This is a genomic window from Prolixibacteraceae bacterium (assembly GCA_019856515.1).
GTDB classification, from domain to species: Bacteria; Bacteroidota; Bacteroidia; order Bacteroidales; family Prolixibacteraceae; genus Halosquirtibacter; species Halosquirtibacter xylanolyticus.
This window is the reverse complement of sequence record CP082230.1, coordinates 3,712,782-3,730,761: the sequence shown is the minus strand read 5'-3', so window position 1 is coordinate 3,730,761 and position 17,980 is coordinate 3,712,782. Positions and strand designations below refer to the sequence as shown.

The window sequence follows — 17,980 nt, the reverse complement described above, 5'->3', positions numbered from 1 at the left end:
AATTTATAAATTAGTTTTGTTGACTATTTTAGGAATGTCTTCTTAAATTTATACTTTACGACAATAGGGTTGTCCGACATCTTAATACTATCTAATACAGCTAACAACGAATCGTCCAACAAATCTGGTGATATCAGATTTCGTACACCTTTGGGAGTGCACAACCCATATATATATTCCTCGTCTATGTAATCCAATCGCAATAATAATTCTTTTGTTCTTACGGGATTCTCCTTAATTGCAATTCTCTTGCTCTTTTTGTTATAAAACAACACATTACTTTGTCCTTTAAAAGAATACATTACAATAAGATACTCACTGTTCTCTAACTTTGTACCTACCATAACCATATTTTTACAATTCTCTCGAATGTATTTAGATATAATGTTGACTCCGATCTTTTTTCCCTTATCTGAGTTCCAATTATACTCTCCAAAATCTAACCGGTATTTACATGTTACTTCTAAACTATTTGGATCGATACGATAGATCTCATTGGAAGGAAAATTATGATTAAAACTAATGCTATCATTGAATCGCTGAAAACAATTTCGATTTGTTTGAGCAGCCATTCCATCTTGATAAATACTATCTATTTTTTTTATTATTTTCTCACCTCTAAGGGAATAGAAAACGAGTGCATTTTGAACTATAGAATTGTCATTTTTTCTTGGAGTGCTACAATAAAATGCAATGGTATCTTTCGATATAGCCATCATCTTATTCGTTGTATACAACTTTGGAACATTATATTTGTCGATGAAATTTCCATCGATATCATATTCAAATAATTTAGACATAAAACCTGCATAAATAATAATATTTCCATTATCATCTCTCACTAGGTAACGATATAATTCAGGGAACTCTTCTGGGCCTCTTCCTAAACGTTGGTTAGACGAATAAAGGTGTTTTCCATTCGCTCCAAAAACAATCACATTCTTTTGTTTTCTATCTCCAATGTAATATCGATCATTCACCTTATTAAATCCAATCGTACTTCTGGATTCTTCAATTAAGGAGTTCTCAGAGGTCTCTAAAGGAATTAACTCAATTTTTGAGAAAATATCTTTCATCTTCACCCGTGATGCTTTCATCACATCAATCTCAATGATCTCAGTAGAATCAACTTGTTTTTCATGACACGAAGCAAACATTAATAAGGCTATTAATGTACATATAAGGGTTCTTTTATTCATAGGTTGTAATGGGTTAAATCGGGAACTATAAAGTAGATAATATTTATCGCAACTAGTATCTAAAAACATTCGATGGATACTAGTTAGAATTAAAATACGCCATATCGGATGGCTATTCTCTCTTCATAGAACTACTATAATTCAGTTTTTTACTAAAAATATTCATAATTATTGTAATAATCAATTTTAATCTATCCTAGTTCAACAATCACAGCAGGGACTGCATGCTTTAATTCATAGGAAATTAATAATCATCAACTTTTCATAAAAGTAAATCACCATAATCTCAACCAAGTCCCCGACAAGAGGATCGACCCTATACCAAGGCGCAAGGCCTGTCCATATCCACCGACTCACATCTAATACTGCTAAGTTTGTGCCAATGTCTCAGCACGAGTAGGAGTACCACAACCGCTGGGAACGCTGAACTCCGCTCGGCATCGTACCACAACTCCATCAAATAACTACCATCATTGCAATAACATTAATCGGGCAGGCCTTCAGCCCTTCATGTTGGGGTATTTTTATTACCCAAGGCTCCAACCTGTATAATGCGCTACAGCGCACTATATGGTTTTCACCATTGGGCTAAGTTCGGGTTCCCTTTCAGGGAAGGTTGCAGCCATAGGCATTTGAAATAGTACAAATAACAGTAGATATAGATCAGACCACCAGCCCTACTGTTATTTTTTCACCTATACCCAGCGCTTCGCATTGGGCTATTAATTGTAGCACTTTCAGTGCAAGATGTGAGCATTAGGTTAGATCCACTCGATCCCGCAGGGCACTCCAAGGCATTGGCTCAAACCTCTATATACCAATATTAATGAAAGACAATGAAATCGGACTTTCAGCGCAAATGAGAACATTACAGAAAATATAGGTTGATCCGTTGCATCGTGATTTGATAGACAGGTTGTTTGTGTATAGATTGAACTATGGAGTTTGTCCCAATGTCTTGGCACATTTTTTGATTGTTTATTTGTTTTTTGCAGTTCTTGGAGTTACTGTGATTAGAATATCGAGATACGATAGATCAAGTAGTTGTGTACACTTCATATCGTATCGCTTGTAAACGTTATAAATAAAATCCATATACTTGACACTTTGAATTCACGCTTTGTTATAAGGGATTTACCAACAATTGTTGTAAATTGTGTTCGAAAAGCAAAGCTTAATTAAAGATTTTGGATGCAAAGAGTAACCAAAGTTTTTTTAAATTTGTTTGCAAATGAAGAATACAATCAACCAATTATTAAAGCACATATTCACAATGACATTAAAGCGAATCCTATTTATCATCATGATCATAGCCACTTTCACGGCTTGTCAGAAAGAATCGAACCTTAAGATTAAGGGTACGATTACTGGCGGTAAAGGAGAGAAAGTTTATCTATACAAATTGCGAATCAATGGGCAAAAAGCAATTGATTCAACCAAAATAGGTGGAGATGGTGCTTTTGAGTTTGGATGCGATGTATCCACACCGACATTCTATCTGGTAAAAGTAACGCCATCGAACTTCATTACTCTAGTAGGAGACTCTCTTCAAACTATTGAGATTGAAGGTTCTTATAAGAACTTTTCAACAGATTACAATATCAAAGGGTCTGAGGCATCGGAAGATATCAGAACTCTTAATCTTCATTTGATGAAGACCAAACAACAGATTGCAAAACTTCAGAAGGAGTACAACAATGTGTTGAATGGTTCAAAGAATATTCAAGAGCTCAACCGTATTGAGAATGAATTTCAAGAAGTGATGAAGAAGCAGACCATGTTCTCAACCGACTTTGTCAAGGCACACCCATTCTCTATGGCATCGGTGATTGCATTATATCAAAAGTTTGACTACAACGAGTATGTGATTAAAGACTTACAGACAATGAAGACTGCTGCGTCTGCTTTGGCAGCCATCTATCCAGACTCGAAACATGTACAGGCATTACACGACAATACACTACGTTTGATCTCAAAAGAACGTAACTACAAGATGAACAACTTATTAAAACAGTATGCTGTAAATAGCCCTGACATTGAGTTACCAGACACCAAAGGGAACGTTCGTAAACTGTCATCTTTCCGTGGCAAACATGTACTTGTTCAATTCTGGGCATCCACCGACAATGGGTCAAGAATTCAGAACGCGATCTTACGTCAGAACTACCAATTGTTCCATAAAAAAGGTTTAGAGATCTACCAAGTGAGTGTGGATACCAATAAGTCATCATGGATGAATGCGATCAAAGAGGACAAGCTTAACTGGACTAATGTTGGAGATATGCAGGGAAGCAACCAAGCTGTCATCAACTACAATGTACAGATGATTCCTTACAACTACCTTCTTGATCCAGAAGGAAATATTCTTGCAAAGAACCTTATTGGTCCTGAGATGAATAAAGTACTATCTAAAGTTCTAAAATAATGTGAACCACATGGTCTCTTGATCATTTGGCAAACACTCAAAATATAACCATCCTAGCTATTATCTAGGGTGGTTTTTTATGCAAAAAACTTTATCTTGCGATAAATGTTCTATGTGTGTACATAGATTGGAAAACGAATTATTTGATTCTGTGGAGAAAAGAGATAAAATCTATTTTATATCCGATGTGCACCTTGGTGCTTCGGCTCTAAATAATAACAAAGAGAGAGAACGTCATCTAGTTAAATGGTTGAAGGAGATCGAGCCAACAGCATCCGAACTCTTCCTTGTAGGGGATATCTTCGACTTTTGGTATGAATATAGTGCTGTAGTTCCTAAAGGGTTCACTCGTTTCTTTGGGCAATTAAGTCACATGTGTGACGCTGGGATTAAAGTAAAGTTCTTTACAGGAAACCATGATGTATGGGCTTTTCACTACCTTCAAGATGAGATTGGAGTCGAAGTTTACAATACACCAAAGATATTTGAAAGGCAAGGCAAAAAACTTTTTGTAGGACATGGTGATGGACTTAATCCTAATGACAAAGGATACCTTTTGCTTAAGAAGGTATTTACCAATAAGGTGGCACAGACACTATTTTCATGGATTCATCCAGATATTGCATTCTATATTGCCAATAAATGGTCTAGACACAGCCGTCTTTCTCATCCTGATGAATCGGCCCACTTTGTTGCCAACCATGAAAAAGAAGAGCAGCTTCAATTTGCGATGCAATATCTAAAACAGGAGCCGATAGACTATTTCATCTTTGGACACCGTCATGTTTATGTGAATCATCCATTAAACGATACGTCTCGACTCATCATACTGGGAGAATGGATACAAACATTCTCTTATGCACTATTAGATAAAGGAGAGCTAACGTTGAATAAGTACCCAATGGTGTAAATATTCGATCATAGATTAACGGTATAATAAAAAATAGCCTTAAGATATTATCACCATAGAATATTCATCTATTTAACATTTTTGATGAAGCAAGTATCTTTGAAGTATCCTTGAAGTATCAACAAACTACGGAGGAAACCTATGGAAAACCTCTATCCGTTATACACATTTTTGACGGTTCGCAATAGAACGACATTCGTTTTCTAGCCTCGGCTTTGACAAGCCTAAGTGTTGATAACTCCAAAGCTTATCTCCAAATTCCACATAGTTTCCAGTGCCTTAACAGCAAACAGACTCGTACCAAAGACGGTTTAAGAACGGTATAAGTACGGTGATAGTTCATAGTTCGCTCATAGTTCATTCAAAGTTGGCTCACCTAAATCGTGTTTTCGATGAGTGAACTTCGAGTGAACGATGAGCTATATTCGAATCATCACCGTATTTATACCGATTAAAGGCCGTCTTTGGTACGTTTCAAGTCAGGGGAAAGGAGCTGTATATACAGAGTTATTCCATAGGGAGGTATAAGAAAAGTAAAAAAGAGTATTGGCAATTATTTTCAAGTGGAATGGTAAACGTTGAGTAGTAGTGTTATAACCAATCATACTCCCCCTCTTCCATGGGTTCGGGGTGGATGGTCATCTCCATGTTTAGATCTTCTAAAATACGTCGTTCAATCTTAGTACAGACCTTGTGGGTATAGAATAGACTCGAGTTGGCAGGAAGTTTAATATGGCATGTAATCTCGGTATGATCGCCATATTGGTGAATATGAAAGTGATGCATAAACACTTCTCTGCGTGTCTCTTCGGCAGCAATCACTTTGATCTTCTTGATCAACCCCTCATCGGCATCTTTTCCCAACAAAGCGTCGGTCTCTTCCTTTATGATACTATAACTGGTATAGAAGATCATGATAGCCACAAGAATACCTAGTACACCATCCATCCACCAAAAGTTTCCAGAGAAGAAGATACCTATCAAAATAATAGCTGAAGTTAAAGCATCACTTCTATGGTGCCAACCATCTGCTCTCAACATACGTGAGTCGACCTTCTTTCCTAAGTAGAAGGAGAGTTGTGCCATGAGCTCTTTTCCGACAATTGAGACCACGGTAACCACTTTTGCGACAGTACCATAATGAGTGGCTCCACCCCCATTTAATTTCTGTATTGAGGAGACAAGAAACTCGAAGCCGATGGCTGCCAACATCATTCCAATGATAATGGATGTGATATGCTCGAAACGACCATGACCAAAGGGATGCTCTTCATCCGCAGGTTTAGATGCCACTCTAGCACCAACAATCACAAAGATAGAACTAATAGAATCAGAAAGCGTATGCCACGCATCGGCAATGATAGCTATCGAACCTGAAACAATTCCAGCCCAATACTTTATCCCGAATAGCAGTATATTCCCAATGATTGAGATTACGCCAGCAAACGAAACGGTACGTTCTTTACTCCATGCCATAAGATCTATCTCCTTAACCTTTAATACCAATTAAATCATGAAATGAGTTATATTCTTCCGTTCTATTTTGCTTATACTTCGTTAAAAAATATCACCGTAGGGAAAACTATGCTTCCATTTTTATGTCTTGTATAAACAAAATATATTCACAAGCCTTAAAGCTCATTTCATAATTCATTTGGTATAATACCAATTAAATCATGAAATGAGTTATATTCTTATGCTCTATGTTGCTTAACTTCGTTAAAATATATTCACAAGCCTTATTGCTCATTTCATAATTCATTTGGTATAATTACAATGAATAACTATCGTTTTTTATTGTTTCCATCTTTACGCCCTTTACGCAATTTCATACTCTTAGGATTGAAAGAGGTAGGGTGTTTACGAGGCTCTCGTTTTTTCTTCTCATGAAATGCCCCTTTAAAGTCTGGATCATTTTCTCTCTTTTGCTTATCGATCTCTCTTAATTGTGCCAATTTCTCTTTCTTCGAGATAGGGATAATCTCCACCTCTGAAGGCATTGGCATCTCTTCAATATCAGCACGCATCAACTCCTGGATACGATCTTTATGGAACAGTTCGTCTTCAGCAATAAAACTTATCGACGTTCCCTTCTCATTGGCACGTGCAGTACGTCCAATACGGTGTACATAGTCCTCATAATCTTGAGGCATATCGAAGTTAATCACGTGTGATATTTGTGAAACATCGATACCACGAGCAGAGACATCCGTAGAGATCAAGATACGAACCTCTCCATTTTTAAAGGCATTGATCGCATTGATACGAGAAGATTGTCCTTTGTTTGAGTGAAGCACCTTCACCTCTCCCTCAGATTTACGTTTAATGACCTTAAAAACGCCCTCTGCGACCTCTTTTGTCTTACAGAACACAAGAACACGTTTGAAGGTCTCTTCGTCCTTTAGAAGGTGTGAAACAAGATTTAGCTTTGTACGATAGTTTTGTACTGCCACATAATACTGCGACACTTTCTCTGCAGGCGTAGCACTAGGAGCTACTTCGACACGAAGAGGAAAATCTAAGAATTCATGGCTCAGCTCTTCTACTTTTTCAGGGAAAGTAGCAGAAAACAGAAGGTTCTGTCTTTTTACAGGAAGCACTTCTAAGAATTTTCGTATTTGAGGCATAAACCCCATATCTAGCATTCTATCTGCCTCATCAATCACCAATGTCTTCACTTTCTTAAAAGAGACGGCACCAGCCCTATAGAGATCCCAAAGACGTCCTGGTGTCGCCACTAAGACATCAATACCTGGTTCAATCAATTCCGCATGTTTGGTCCATCCAACCCCGCCAAACACAGAGGCATAACGCAGGTTAGAGTAGGTTAATAGCTCTTCGATGTCTTCGCCCACCTGCATCGAAAGTTCACGTGTAGGAACCAAAACGATGGCACGAGGGTCAACCCCTTCAGCTTTCACCAATTTGCCAAATATAGGCATCAAATAAGCAGCAGTTTTACCTGTACCTGTTTGTGCAATTCCTAATACATCTTGTCCACTTTTCACTGCTGGAATCGCCTTCTCTTGAATAGGGGTAGGTTGTTCAAACCCTATCTCGTCTAACGCCTTTAGTATTGATTTACTGACTCCAAGTTCTTGGAATGATTTCATCTATATTGATTTTTTGTATAATTGACACTTCTATTCATTGAAACGGATTCTTACACCCATTTCATCCGACAAAAATAGTTTACTTTTCAGACATATGCGAAATATCTGCATTAAATAGAACGGTAATACTTACCAGGAAGAACTTCTATTTGTCCCATAAACTCTAATTGGGTCAATAGAGACGAGAGCTTGGCTATCTCTATACCTGTTTTCGATGCGATTTCATCAATGGATATTCGCTCGTAAGCTTTAATAAAATCGAGCAGAGACACTGCTATTTCATCAAGCTCAAGATGGAAAGTAGCAGGCGACGACCTCTCTTTACTTATTGTTGGCTCCCACTCCATCACCCGTAAAAGGTCTTCATCTGAGGCTATTAACGCAGCCACTTGTCGTTGAATCAACAGATGACAGCCAGTCGAAGTGGCTTGTTGAACGCTCCCTGGAAGAGCAAATACTTCTCTAGCATATGAGAAAGCCATATTGGCTGTATGCATAGCCCCTCCTTTGGCTTTTGACTCCACCACAATCGTTGCATCAGAGAGTGCTGCCACCACTCGATTACGTTGTAAGAAGTTCTGTGGTCGGATAGATTGGGTGGTCGTAAATTCTGTAATCAAGCCTCCTCCTGATCTCACTATCTCCTCGGCAATACGATGGTGAGCTGAAGGGTATATTGTATGCAAACCATGACCTAAAACTGCATAGGTAGGTACACCATACTCTAGTGACTTTTTATGTGCTTCATAATCGATACCATAAGCCAATCCACTTAGAATATCGAGATTATTAAACTGATCAGAGAGCGATTTAACAAACCCATCAATCCACCGTATGCCATAGTTGGAGGCTGCACGAGTACCGATTATAGAGATGGAGTGATGATCATTTTCAGGAAGTGTACCTCTGTAATATATCATCAGAGGAAAATCGGGTACCTGTAGTAGTTTGAATGGATAGTTGGCATCTTGATAAAAGACACATTGAATATCATACTTATCCATCCGCTCTAACTCTTTCTCTGCTTGGATAAGGATATCAGAAGATAGAAGTGTATCAATTATCTTCCTAGAGATCCCTGTCTCCCTCTCTAATACGGAGGCTCTTTCTAGAAAAATGGAAGACATATCCCCACAATAGGCCACCAGTCGATCGATAATCTCACGATCAATCTTCGGGACCATAGACAATGCTATTGAATAAACCCGATAATCCATATAACTCTTTTTTATATCACTCAGCAGTATAACCATATGAACAGCAAAAGGTTCTATTATTTATCCCACACCGCTCCACATTAATAATGTTACATTAAAATTATTTTTAATGTCAAAATATCACTTATTTACCACTTTTACTTATATTTTTACAATTACGATATCAAACTATAAATAATAACAGATGAATAATTCCAGCATAGGTCAACGTATCATGACATTGCGAGAGACACTTCAGATCGAAAAAGAGAATCTTTGTGAGAGAAGTCAACTAACGGTAGAGCACCTAGAAAAAATAGAAGCAGATAATCATACGCCTTCTATCTCTACATTGATTAGAATATCTAGAGCCTTAGGGGTTCGTGTTGGTACATTTCTTGATGATTCCAAGAATATCGGACCTGTGTTAAGTCGCAAAGGGGAAGAGAACAAACAAGATCATATCTCAATGCATCCTGTTTTTGACAACCACAAAGTAGATTATATGCCTATGGCGTCGAACAAAGCAGGGCGTCATATGGAGCCATTCCTTATCAATTTAGAGGAGGGACAAAATACAGGATATCAAAAATCATCCCACGAAGGAGAAGAGTTTATCTATGTTTTAGAGGGGAGTGTAAATATCGAATATGGAAAAGAGAACTACCATCTAAAACAGGGAGAGAGTATCTATTACGACTCTATCGTAGAGCATCGTATTTCGACCACCGAAGCCAATGGCGCTAAAGTGTTGGCTAATATCTACACTCCATACTAAGCACCACACCCATGCAACTATTTGAAAAAACATTAGGACAAGTTCTAGAAGAGCAAGTATCCCGATTTCCAAACAAGGAGTTTCTTGTCTATAGCGATCGTAATCTGCGATTCACCTATAAAGAGTTTGATGAACGTGTCAACCATTTGGCATTAGGCCTTATAGAGATAGGGATGAAGCCAGGAGATAAACTAGGCATTTGGGCAAACAATGTTCCAGACTGGATTACTTTTATGTTTGCTACGGCTAAGATTGGAGCCATTTTGGTCACGGTAAACACCAACTACAAGTCTCATGAGTTGGCTTACCTCGTGGAGAATTCAGACCTACATACGCTTGCCATCATCGACTCCTATCGTGATAGTGACTACATCTCAATGGCTTATGAGTTGGTACCCGAACTGAAGCAACACGAAAGAGGGCAGCTCAAGTCGAAGAAGTTCCCTAAGCTTAAGAATGTGGTTCTTATTAACCCTGAGAAATATCGTGGGATGTACTCCACTTTCGAACTGATGCTTCTAGGTAGTCAACAGCCCATTGAGCGATTGGTAGAGGTGCAAAAACAGTTTGATGCCCACGACACAGTGAATATGCAATACACTTCGGGAACGACAGGTTTTCCTAAAGGGGTGATGCTCTCCCACTACAATATCTTGAACAATGGATACACTGTGGGACAATGTATGGAGTACACTGCAGACGAAAAGTTATTAACATGTGTTCCTATGTTTCACTGCTTCGGCTGTGTTCTTGCACTATGTGCCATTATCACACACGGAGGAACTATGGTGATGACGGAGAATTTTGATCCGATCCATGTGTTAGCATCCATACAAAAAGAGAAGTGTACGGCACTGTATGGCGTTCCCACCATGTTTATCGCGGAGTTAAACCATCCGATGTTTGATCAGTTTGATGTGAGCAGTTTAAGAACGGGCATCATGGCAGGATCACTTTGTCCTATCGAGACCATGAAACAGGTGATGGACAAGATGAATATGAAGAATATTATCATCGTCTACGGATTAACCGAGAGCTCTCCTGGAATGACAGCAACAACCATTCACGATGATCCAGAAATCAGAGCAACCACTGTCGGAAAAGCACTTCCTCATGTACAAGTAAAGATTATTGACCCTGAAACAGGAGATCTTCTTGCGGCAAATTGTCAAGGAGAGGTATGTTGTAAAGGATACAATGTCATGAAGGGGTACTATAAGAACACCGAGGCGACAGAGAAAGCCATTGATAAAGAGGGGTGGTTACATTCAGGTGATCTTGGGATGATGGATGAAAATGGTTACCTAAAGATTACAGGACGAATAAAAGATATGATCATCCGAGGTGGTGAGAACGTCTATCCACGCGAGATTGAAAACTTTATTCACGAACACCCAATGGTGGAGTGTGTTGAAGTTGTAGGCATACCAAGTAAGAAGTATGGGGAATCCATCGGTGCTTTTATCAAAGTAAAAGCAGGACAAAATCTTACGGAAGCAGACGTTCACGAATATTGTCGTGGCAAGATTGCACGATTCAAGATCCCTAAATATATCTTCTTTGTTGACAGCTATCCTATGACAGCAAGTGGCAAAATACAGAAATACAAGCTGAAAGATGTTGGACTACACCTACTAGAAAAGGCAGGAGTAGAGGTGATCTAGTTGGTCACCCAAATAGAGATATTACTTCGTGTACATGAATAGCTACGAAGTGGATAGAGTGCTGGGGCTTTTATGGGAGCTCCAGCCGTTATCAGATTAAAGTGTGAACCACATGTTTCACAGATAATTGTTGGCTCTGATCCCTGTTTTTTTGAGGTGATGACATGAGCACCATTTTCATGTGTGCATGCCAAATCATAGGCATAAAAAATATTGCCATCAAGATTATATACCAACAACCCTTTGTACCCTCCGTAATCAAATACCTTATAATTTCCTGGTGCTCTCAGAAATGGATCATTCTGGAGATCAATCTTCACTCTAAATCGTACATCAGGGATATTTGATTCATAAGAGCTATCACTACAAGAAATCAGATGTAGAAGAAAGATGTGTAAAGAATATATGAATATTCGTTTCATTTTCTTATTTTTAACCATAATCTTAGCAAAGCTACTAAAAATGATAGATATAACAACACATGCCCATGAGGTCGTTAAAGCCGATATTCCATTAATCCTTAAGATTCTTATCTTCGTGGCTATCTTCGCATTCACCAAATTAGGTGGTAAGAAAACCAAGGAGACGAAGAAGACAGAACCTAGAAGAGATGAGAATGATGTGTTTGCTAAAATCAGACAAAGCGTCAATGATTCTATAGATAATGATGAGTTCAGAGACAACCAATTTGATTTCGCGGACGAACCTTTTGAGAGTTATACAGAAAAGGCTGAAAAACCTTTTAATGGAGGTAATTTCCATGAAAAATACGAGAAGAAGGAAGCAGTAAAACCTACACAAACCACCAATGACAAAAAATACAATTTTAATGAGTCTAAGTGGAACAAAGAGGCAAGCGAAACCAAGAATAAGAAAGAATCAAAGACGATGCAACTGAAGTCGAAAGTTGCTACAAATAAGAAGAAGGTACACTTCGATTTAAGACAAGGAATCATAGCAGAAGCAGTATTAAATCGTAAATATTCCTAATCAATAAAACTTCGATATTTCTTTTTTTTAAGGACTAAGCATTGGGCTGCAATAAAAAATATTGCTAAATTTGTTTTGTCTTTAAAAGAGTTTTGACCATTTATCAACGTGTCAAGATTCTTTTTCTTTTTTTATAATTTACTCAGATTAAAAACTTTAACTCTTAGATCAAACATCTGTTTGATTCAAGAACACTAAAATAGATATACTATGGCAAATATAAGCTACATGACCAAAGAGGGCCTAAAAAAGCTTAGGGAAGAACTTGACTATTTAACCACAGTTGAGCGCCCTCGTATCTCTAAAGAAATTGGCGAAGCAATCGAAAAAGGAGATATCTCGGAGAACGCAGAATATGATGCTGCAAAAGATGCACAAGGAATGCTCGAAGCAAAGATCTCTGTCGTTCAAGGGCAAATTGCAAGTGCACGTATTATTGACGAATCAAAGATTGACACTTCTACGGTACAGATCCTTAACAAAGTAAAGATCAAGAACTGCAAGAACAATTCTATCATGGAATACACCCTTGTTTCTGAAACAGAAGCGAACTTAAAAGAGGGTAAAATTGCAGTAAGCACACCTATTGCCAAAGGTCTTCTAGGAAAAAAAGTAGGAGATAAAGTGGAGATAACAGTGCCAAATGGTATCATTCCTTTTGAAGTAATTGAGATCTCTCTTTAAAATTCAATCGACCTAACCATGGCAACAATATTCACTAAAATTATTCTTGGAGAGATACCATCTTACAAGATTGCCGAAGATGAAAAGCACTATGCTTTTTTAGACATTGCGCCACTTACAAAGGGACACCTACTAGTGGTTCCTAAAAAAGAGGTAGACTACATCTTTGATATGGATACGAATGAATATGCAGATCTTCAAATGTTTGCACACAAGGTAGCCTTAGGGCTAAAAAAAGCGATGCCTTGTACGAAAGTGGCAAATATCGTTCTTGGCCTTGAAGTGCCGCACGCACATATCCACCTGATCCCGATGGATTCAGAAAAGGATGTAAACTTCTCCAATCCAAAACTTAAACTCACCACAGATGAGTTCCTAGAGATTGCAGAGAAGATCAGAAAAGAGATCTAAATTGGATTCTTGACACACAGTATAGAGATAAATATACCGTAGCGTTACGTACAAAATGGATATAAAAAAAGCAAAGTCAATAGACTTTGCTTTTTTTTATATCTTAAAATATCTGAGTTATACTCTTGTATGGAAGTTATTCAGATGTTTCTGGCAATAAGCCTTATCTATCTTCACTTTCGTGTCCTCTCCAGAAGGCATATCGAACATCACGTCTACCATGATTGTTTCACAAATACCTCGTAGTCCACGAGCACCTAACTTATATTTCAAAGCTACATCCACAATCTCATCTAATGCTCCTGCAGTGAAAGAGAGATCCATTCCGTCCATCTTGAACAGCTTTACATATTGCTTAATCAAAGCATTCTTTGGCTCTGTCAAGATGCTACGTAGTGCATCACGATCTAACGGGTTCAAGAAAGATAAAACAGGAAGACGTCCAATGATTTCAGGAATCAAACCGAACGATTTTAAATCTTGAGGTGCTACATATTGTAGCATATTTTCTCTGTCTAGTTTGTCAGTAGAACGGCTTGCATTATATCCAACAACTTGTGCATTCAAGCGCTGAGAAATCTTTCTCTCAATACCATCAAAAGCACCACCACAGATAAACAAGATATTCTTCGTGTTCACAGGGATCATCTTCTGATCAGGGTGTTTTCTACCACCCTGTGGCGGTACGTTCACAATAGATCCTTCTAATAACTTAAGAAGACCTTGCTGAACCCCTTCTCCTGAGACATCACGAGTGATCGAAGGGTTGTCCCCTTTTCTCGCAATTTTATCAATCTCATCAATAAATACAATACCACGCTCCGCAGCCTCCACATCATAATCTGCAGATTGCAATAGACGTGTTAACAAGCTCTCAATATCCTCACCAACATATCCAGCTTCAGTAAGCACAGTAGCATCCACAATAGTGAATGGCACATTTAACATGCGAGCGATGGTACGAGCAAGTAATGTTTTACCAGTACCTGTTGGCCCTACCAACATAATATTGGATTTCTCAATCTCTACCTCATCGTTATCCGTAGTAGGTTGACCAAGACGTTTATAATGGTTATAAACTGCAACAGACAATATCTTCTTTGCTTCGTCCTGTCCAATCACATACTGATCTAACTTATATTTTATCTCTTGAGGTTTTTTCAAATCAACCGTAGCTAGATCAAACTTATTTGAACCTTTATACTCCTCCGATATAATCGTATGAGCTTGTTCAATACAGCTATCGCAGATATGTCCATCCACACCAGCGATAAGTAAGTTTACCTCCTTCTTAGGGCGACCACAAAAAGAACACCTATCCATAAAGTTCTCCTATCCTTCGTATTAAAAAAAACGAGAAGAGAACATCACTAATAGTCTCTCTTCTCACTATTTGATTTGAATAATTATCTATCTCTTCAATATAGTATCAATCATACCATAATCCAATGCTTCAGTAGAAGTCATCCAATAATCTCTATCTGAATCAGCTGCCACTTTATCGAAAGTCTGCTTCGAATGGTCTGCTATAATCTGATACAACTCACTCTTTAACTTCAAGATCTCTCTAGTAGTAATCTCGATATCGGAAGCTTGTCCTTGTGCTCCTCCCAAAGGCTGGTGGATCATCACACGTGAATGAGTCAAAGCTGAACGTTTACCTTCCGCTCCTGCACACAACAACACTGCAGCCATTGATGCAGCAATCCCTGTACAGATCGTAGCTACATCACAATTGATATACTGCATCGTATCATAAATTCCTAGACCTGCATAAACAGATCCTCCTGGAGAGTTAAAATAGATTTGTATATCTTTTCCTGGATCAGCCGATTCTAAAAACAGAAGCTGTGCTTGGATAATATTTGCCACATGATCGTCGATAGGAACCCCCAAGAATATGATACGGTCCATCATCAATCGAGAAAAGACATCCATAGAAGCCACATTCATCTGTCTCTCTTCTATAATTGTTGGAGAAATATAGTTCGCATTAATCGATTCAAATCGATGGAGGTTCATACTGCTAATGCCCATATGTCCCTTCGCAAATTTGCGGAATTCATCGTTGTTGTAACCCATACCTATATGTTTAAAACAAAAAAAACTTTGTAGAGACCGCTAAAACGGTCTACTACAAAGTTAATAATCTTATAGAATGTTTCCTATTTTCAGATTAAGATTAGTCTTCGAATAATGCATCAAACTCTTTTTGATCCACTTCTTTCTCCTCAGCATTTACCTTATCTAAAATTAGGTCATAAACCTTTTCTTCTAGTTTACGCTCAGCAAAACGTGTGCGTTCTTGCTCGTTTTCAAGAATTGAAGCAGCATATTGATCAAGATACTCATCCTTAACATCGAACATACCGTACTGACGGAATTGCATCAAAGCAGCTTCTTTTGCAAGCTCAAGAACCTCTTGGTTCTCTACTTGAATTTCGTTCTCTTTAACAATCTTGTTCTTAATAAGCTCCCACTTGAATCCCTCTTCGTAGTTGCTCCACTCTTCTTCTACTTTTTCAGTAGTAAGCTCTTTGTTTGTCAACACGATCCAACGCTTCAAGAATGCTGCAGGAAGATCAAATTTCGCTTTCTTAATCAAAGATTCACGAGCATCAACTCCGAAACGGTACTTGCTTGAATAGACAAAGCTAGCTTCGATCTCTTCTTTCACTTTCGCACGGAATGCTTCTACTGTATTGATCTCAGTATCTTCACCGTAAATCTTCTTGAACAACTCCTCGTTAACTTCGTGAGCAACGAAAGTCAATACCTCTTCAGCAACAAATTTGAACGTAGTATCCAATGCTTCTGCATCTTCTACTTTGAACATTTGAGCTGCATTTGCGAAACAAGCCTTAGGATTAAGAACTATTTCAAAATCTTTAGTAGCGCCAATGAAAGAGTTTTTCACCTCTTCATCCTGAATCATATCAACAGCAAGAGTTACATCCTCTACTTTGATACCATCAGCTACTTCATTTCCTTCTGCATCCACCTGAACGAAAGAACCTTTGATAGTCTCTTTCTCTTCTACTTTTTCTGCAGGTTGATTCTCACCAAAACGGTTAGCGAAAGCTTCAACTTGGTTGTCAATAGCTTGCTCATCCACTTTGATTGTATAGTAAGGAAGCTTACTTCTCTTATCTAAAGTAATATTGATCTCAGGAGTAAGAGCGATATCAAATACAAATTCGAAATCAGTATCTTTTGCCCAATCAATACTCTTTGTTTCTTCATCATTAGGAAGAGGCTCACCAAGAATATCAAGATCTTCACTCTTGATAAAATCAGTTAGAGATTTAGAGATAACTTTGTTTACCTCTTCTGCAAGAAGAGATTGACCGTACATCTTCTTCACCATACCTGCAGGAACTTTTCCTTGACGGAAACCAGGCATTTGAGCCTTTTTACGGTATTCTTTTAGAGTCTCGTTTACCGTTGCCTCGTAATCGTTTTTTTCAACTGTCAGCCTGACAACAGCATTCAAATCATCAATGTTTTCTCTGGTAATTTTCATAATTTCCTACACTTAATGAAAGATTCAAAATGCCAAAAGGCAGGTATGCCTCCTTCTTTATTCTAATTTTTGATTTTTTATATAATAAGAAACCGCCTACGATCCTTTATCAGGATAACGAAAGCGGTTCTATGCTATCAACGTGCGGATGAAGGGACTCGAACCCCCACGCCTCTCGGCACTAGATCCTAAGTCTAGCGCGGCTACCAATTACGCCACATCCGCGTTCCCACAAAAGCGATGCAAATATGGAATATTTTTTACGAACCTCCAAAAATATTCCATACTTTTTTACTTCTTACGCAATTCGAAGTTTTGTCCTAAGTATAGACGACGAACTTCCTCGTCGGCAGCAAGCTCTTCCGCCGTACCTGATTGAAGAATACGTCCATCATATAATAGATACGATCGATCGGTAATAGACAATGTCTCATGCACATTGTGGTCGGTAATCAAAATACCAATATTTTTATCTCTCAATTTAAATACAATCTTCTGTATATCCTCTACTGCAATAGGGTCAACACCAGCAAATGGCTCATCCAAAAGAATAAACTTAGGGTTAATGGCCAAACAACGTGCAATCTCACAACGACGTCGCTCTCCTCCAGATAACTGTATACCCTTACTTTTGCGAATATGCTGCAGACCAAACTCGTCCAATAGAGACTCCAATTTATCTTTCTGATACTCTTTCGAGGTGTCGGTCATCTCTAATATTGACATGATGTTATCCTCAATACTTAATTGACGAAAAACAGATGCCTCCTGTGCCAAATACCCGACCCCTAACTGGGCTCTTTTATATACTGGAAGTTTAGTAATATCTTCATCATCAAGAAAGATTCGTCCTCCCGAAGGTTGGATCAAACCCACTGTCATATAAAATGAGGTGGTCTTTCCTGCACCATTAGGTCCTAACAAACCAACGATCTCTCCTTGTTCTACATCAAGTGAAACCCCCTTTACTACCAATCTTTTTCCGTATTGTTTCTTTATCCCTTCGGCTCTTAATCTCATATCCTTTGAATAATTAATATACGATATACGTGCAAATATAACGAAATATGATGAGGTGATGTGATCC

The 17,980-nt window shown here is 38.3% G+C and carries 16 protein-coding genes and 1 tRNA gene; 7 read left to right on the top strand and 10 right to left on the bottom strand.

The window, feature by feature from the left end:
• Positions 1-23: 23 nt before the first annotated feature.
• Entirely contained in the window at positions 24-1,199 is a 1,176-nt protein-coding gene (locus tag K5X82_13765; protein ID QZT36326.1) for a 6-bladed beta-propeller, read from the bottom strand.
• 1,231 nt (positions 1,200-2,430) lie between these two features.
• Here K5X82_13765 and K5X82_13760 point away from each other — a divergent pair.
• Both K5X82_13760 and K5X82_13755 read left to right on the top strand, forming a co-directional pair.
• The gene (locus K5X82_13760; protein QZT36325.1) at positions 2,431-3,624 is read left to right on the top strand and encodes an AhpC/TSA family protein; all 1,194 of its coding nucleotides are present in this window, start codon (positions 2,431-2,433) and stop codon (positions 3,622-3,624) included.
• 151 nt (positions 3,625-3,775) lie between these two features.
• The gene (locus tag K5X82_13755; protein ID QZT39130.1) at positions 3,776-4,534 is read left to right on the top strand and encodes a UDP-2,3-diacylglucosamine diphosphatase; all 759 of its coding nucleotides are present in this window, start codon (positions 3,776-3,778) and stop codon (positions 4,532-4,534) included.
• Between the two features lie 591 nt (positions 4,535-5,125).
• Here K5X82_13755 and K5X82_13750 read toward each other — a convergent pair.
• The 3 genes from K5X82_13750 to dprA form a co-directional block, all read right to left on the bottom strand.
• A complete protein-coding gene (locus K5X82_13750) occupies positions 5,126-6,010 on the bottom strand; it encodes a cation diffusion facilitator family transporter (protein QZT36324.1) in 885 nt (294 codons plus the stop codon).
• 308 nt (positions 6,011-6,318) lie between these two features.
• Positions 6,319-7,647 (bottom strand): DEAD/DEAH box helicase, encoded by a 1,329-nt coding sequence (locus tag K5X82_13745; protein ID QZT36323.1) that lies wholly within the window; start codon positions 7,645-7,647, stop codon positions 6,319-6,321.
• A 110-nt stretch (positions 7,648-7,757) separates the two neighbouring features.
• The gene (gene dprA / locus K5X82_13740; GenBank protein ID QZT36322.1) at positions 7,758-8,864 is read right to left on the bottom strand and encodes a DNA-processing protein DprA; all 1,107 of its coding nucleotides are present in this window, start codon (positions 8,862-8,864) and stop codon (positions 7,758-7,760) included.
• 184 nt (positions 8,865-9,048) lie between these two features.
• Here dprA and K5X82_13735 point away from each other — a divergent pair, with 184 nt between their 5' ends.
• Positions 9,049-9,621: a cupin domain-containing protein gene (locus K5X82_13735; protein QZT36321.1), complete on the top strand. Its 573-nt coding sequence runs from the start codon at positions 9,049-9,051 to the stop codon at positions 9,619-9,621.
• 11 nt (positions 9,622-9,632) lie between these two features.
• Positions 9,633-11,285 (top strand): AMP-binding protein, encoded by a 1,653-nt coding sequence (locus K5X82_13730; GenBank protein ID QZT36320.1) that lies wholly within the window; start codon positions 9,633-9,635, stop codon positions 11,283-11,285.
• Here K5X82_13730 and K5X82_13725 read toward each other — a convergent pair.
• Positions 11,282-11,707, bottom strand: coding sequence for a Rieske 2Fe-2S domain-containing protein (locus K5X82_13725; GenBank protein ID QZT36319.1), 426 nt, complete (start codon positions 11,705-11,707; stop codon positions 11,282-11,284). The two genes, K5X82_13730 and K5X82_13725, sit on opposite strands and share 4 nt — an antisense overlap.
• 40 nt (positions 11,708-11,747) lie before the next feature.
• On the opposite strand from K5X82_13725, the gene K5X82_13720 reads away from it, so the two are divergent.
• The 3 genes from K5X82_13720 (at position 11,748) to K5X82_13710 (ending at position 13,370) form a co-directional block, all read left to right on the top strand.
• On the top strand, positions 11,748-12,275 hold the full coding sequence (locus K5X82_13720) for a hypothetical protein (protein QZT36318.1): 528 nt from the start codon (positions 11,748-11,750) through the stop codon (positions 12,273-12,275).
• Between the two features lie 210 nt (positions 12,276-12,485).
• A complete protein-coding gene (gene greA / locus K5X82_13715) occupies positions 12,486-12,959 on the top strand; it encodes a transcription elongation factor GreA (GenBank protein ID QZT36317.1) in 474 nt (157 codons plus the stop codon).
• 18 nt (positions 12,960-12,977) lie between these two features.
• Entirely contained in the window at positions 12,978-13,370 is a 393-nt protein-coding gene (locus K5X82_13710) for an HIT family protein (protein ID QZT36316.1), read from the top strand.
• A 117-nt stretch (positions 13,371-13,487) separates the two neighbouring features.
• Here K5X82_13710 and clpX read toward each other — a convergent pair whose 3' ends face one another.
• From clpX to lptB, 5 genes are all read right to left on the bottom strand, one after another.
• Complete coding sequence (gene clpX / locus K5X82_13705; GenBank protein ID QZT36315.1) at positions 13,488-14,693, bottom strand: ATP-dependent Clp protease ATP-binding subunit ClpX; 1,206 nt, start codon at positions 14,691-14,693, stop codon at positions 13,488-13,490.
• Between the two features lie 87 nt (positions 14,694-14,780).
• Positions 14,781-15,452, bottom strand: a complete 672-nt coding sequence (clpP, locus tag K5X82_13700) for an ATP-dependent Clp endopeptidase proteolytic subunit ClpP (GenBank protein QZT36314.1) — start codon at positions 15,450-15,452, stop codon at positions 14,781-14,783.
• Positions 15,453-15,552: 100 nt separating this feature from the next.
• Entirely contained in the window at positions 15,553-16,893 is a 1,341-nt protein-coding gene (gene tig, locus K5X82_13695; GenBank protein QZT36313.1) for a trigger factor, read from the bottom strand.
• A gap of 143 nt (positions 16,894-17,036) precedes the next feature.
• Positions 17,037-17,118: transfer RNA gene (locus K5X82_13690), tRNA-Leu, on the bottom strand.
• Between the two features lie 66 nt (positions 17,119-17,184).
• Complete coding sequence (gene lptB, locus K5X82_13685; protein QZT36312.1) at positions 17,185-17,913, bottom strand: LPS export ABC transporter ATP-binding protein; 729 nt, start codon at positions 17,911-17,913, stop codon at positions 17,185-17,187.
• Between the last annotated feature and the right edge of the window lie 67 nt (positions 17,914-17,980).

Bases quoted from the DNA above. Each gene is read 5' to 3' on its own strand.
- clpP (QZT36314.1), bottom strand. From the start codon at position 15,452: ATGGGTTACAACAACGATGAATTCCGCAAATTTGCGAAGGGACATATG.
- dprA (QZT36322.1), bottom strand. From the start codon at position 8,864: ATGGATTATCGGGTTTATTCAATAGCATTGTCTATGGTCCCGAAGATT.
- K5X82_13735 (QZT36321.1), top strand. From the start codon at position 9,049: ATGAATAATTCCAGCATAGGTCAACGTATCATGACATTGCGAGAGACA.
- K5X82_13745 (QZT36323.1), bottom strand. From the start codon at position 7,647: ATGAAATCATTCCAAGAACTTGGAGTCAGTAAATCAATACTAAAGGCG.
- K5X82_13730 (QZT36320.1), top strand. From the start codon at position 9,633: ATGCAACTATTTGAAAAAACATTAGGACAAGTTCTAGAAGAGCAAGTA.
- K5X82_13720 (QZT36318.1), top strand. From the start codon at position 11,748: ATGATAGATATAACAACACATGCCCATGAGGTCGTTAAAGCCGATATT.
- lptB (QZT36312.1), bottom strand. From the start codon at position 17,913: ATGAGATTAAGAGCCGAAGGGATAAAGAAACAATACGGAAAAAGATTG.
- clpX (QZT36315.1), bottom strand. From the start codon at position 14,693: ATGGATAGGTGTTCTTTTTGTGGTCGCCCTAAGAAGGAGGTAAACTTA.
- K5X82_13760 (QZT36325.1), top strand. From the start codon at position 2,431: ATGAAGAATACAATCAACCAATTATTAAAGCACATATTCACAATGACA.
- tig (QZT36313.1), bottom strand. From the start codon at position 16,893: ATGAAAATTACCAGAGAAAACATTGATGATTTGAATGCTGTTGTCAGG.
- K5X82_13710 (QZT36316.1), top strand. From the start codon at position 12,978: ATGGCAACAATATTCACTAAAATTATTCTTGGAGAGATACCATCTTAC.
- K5X82_13765 (QZT36326.1), bottom strand. From the start codon at position 1,199: ATGAATAAAAGAACCCTTATATGTACATTAATAGCCTTATTAATGTTT.
- K5X82_13750 (QZT36324.1), bottom strand. From the start codon at position 6,010: ATGGCATGGAGTAAAGAACGTACCGTTTCGTTTGCTGGCGTAATCTCA.
- greA (QZT36317.1), top strand. From the start codon at position 12,486: ATGGCAAATATAAGCTACATGACCAAAGAGGGCCTAAAAAAGCTTAGG.
- K5X82_13725 (QZT36319.1), bottom strand. From the start codon at position 11,707: ATGAAACGAATATTCATATATTCTTTACACATCTTTCTTCTACATCTG.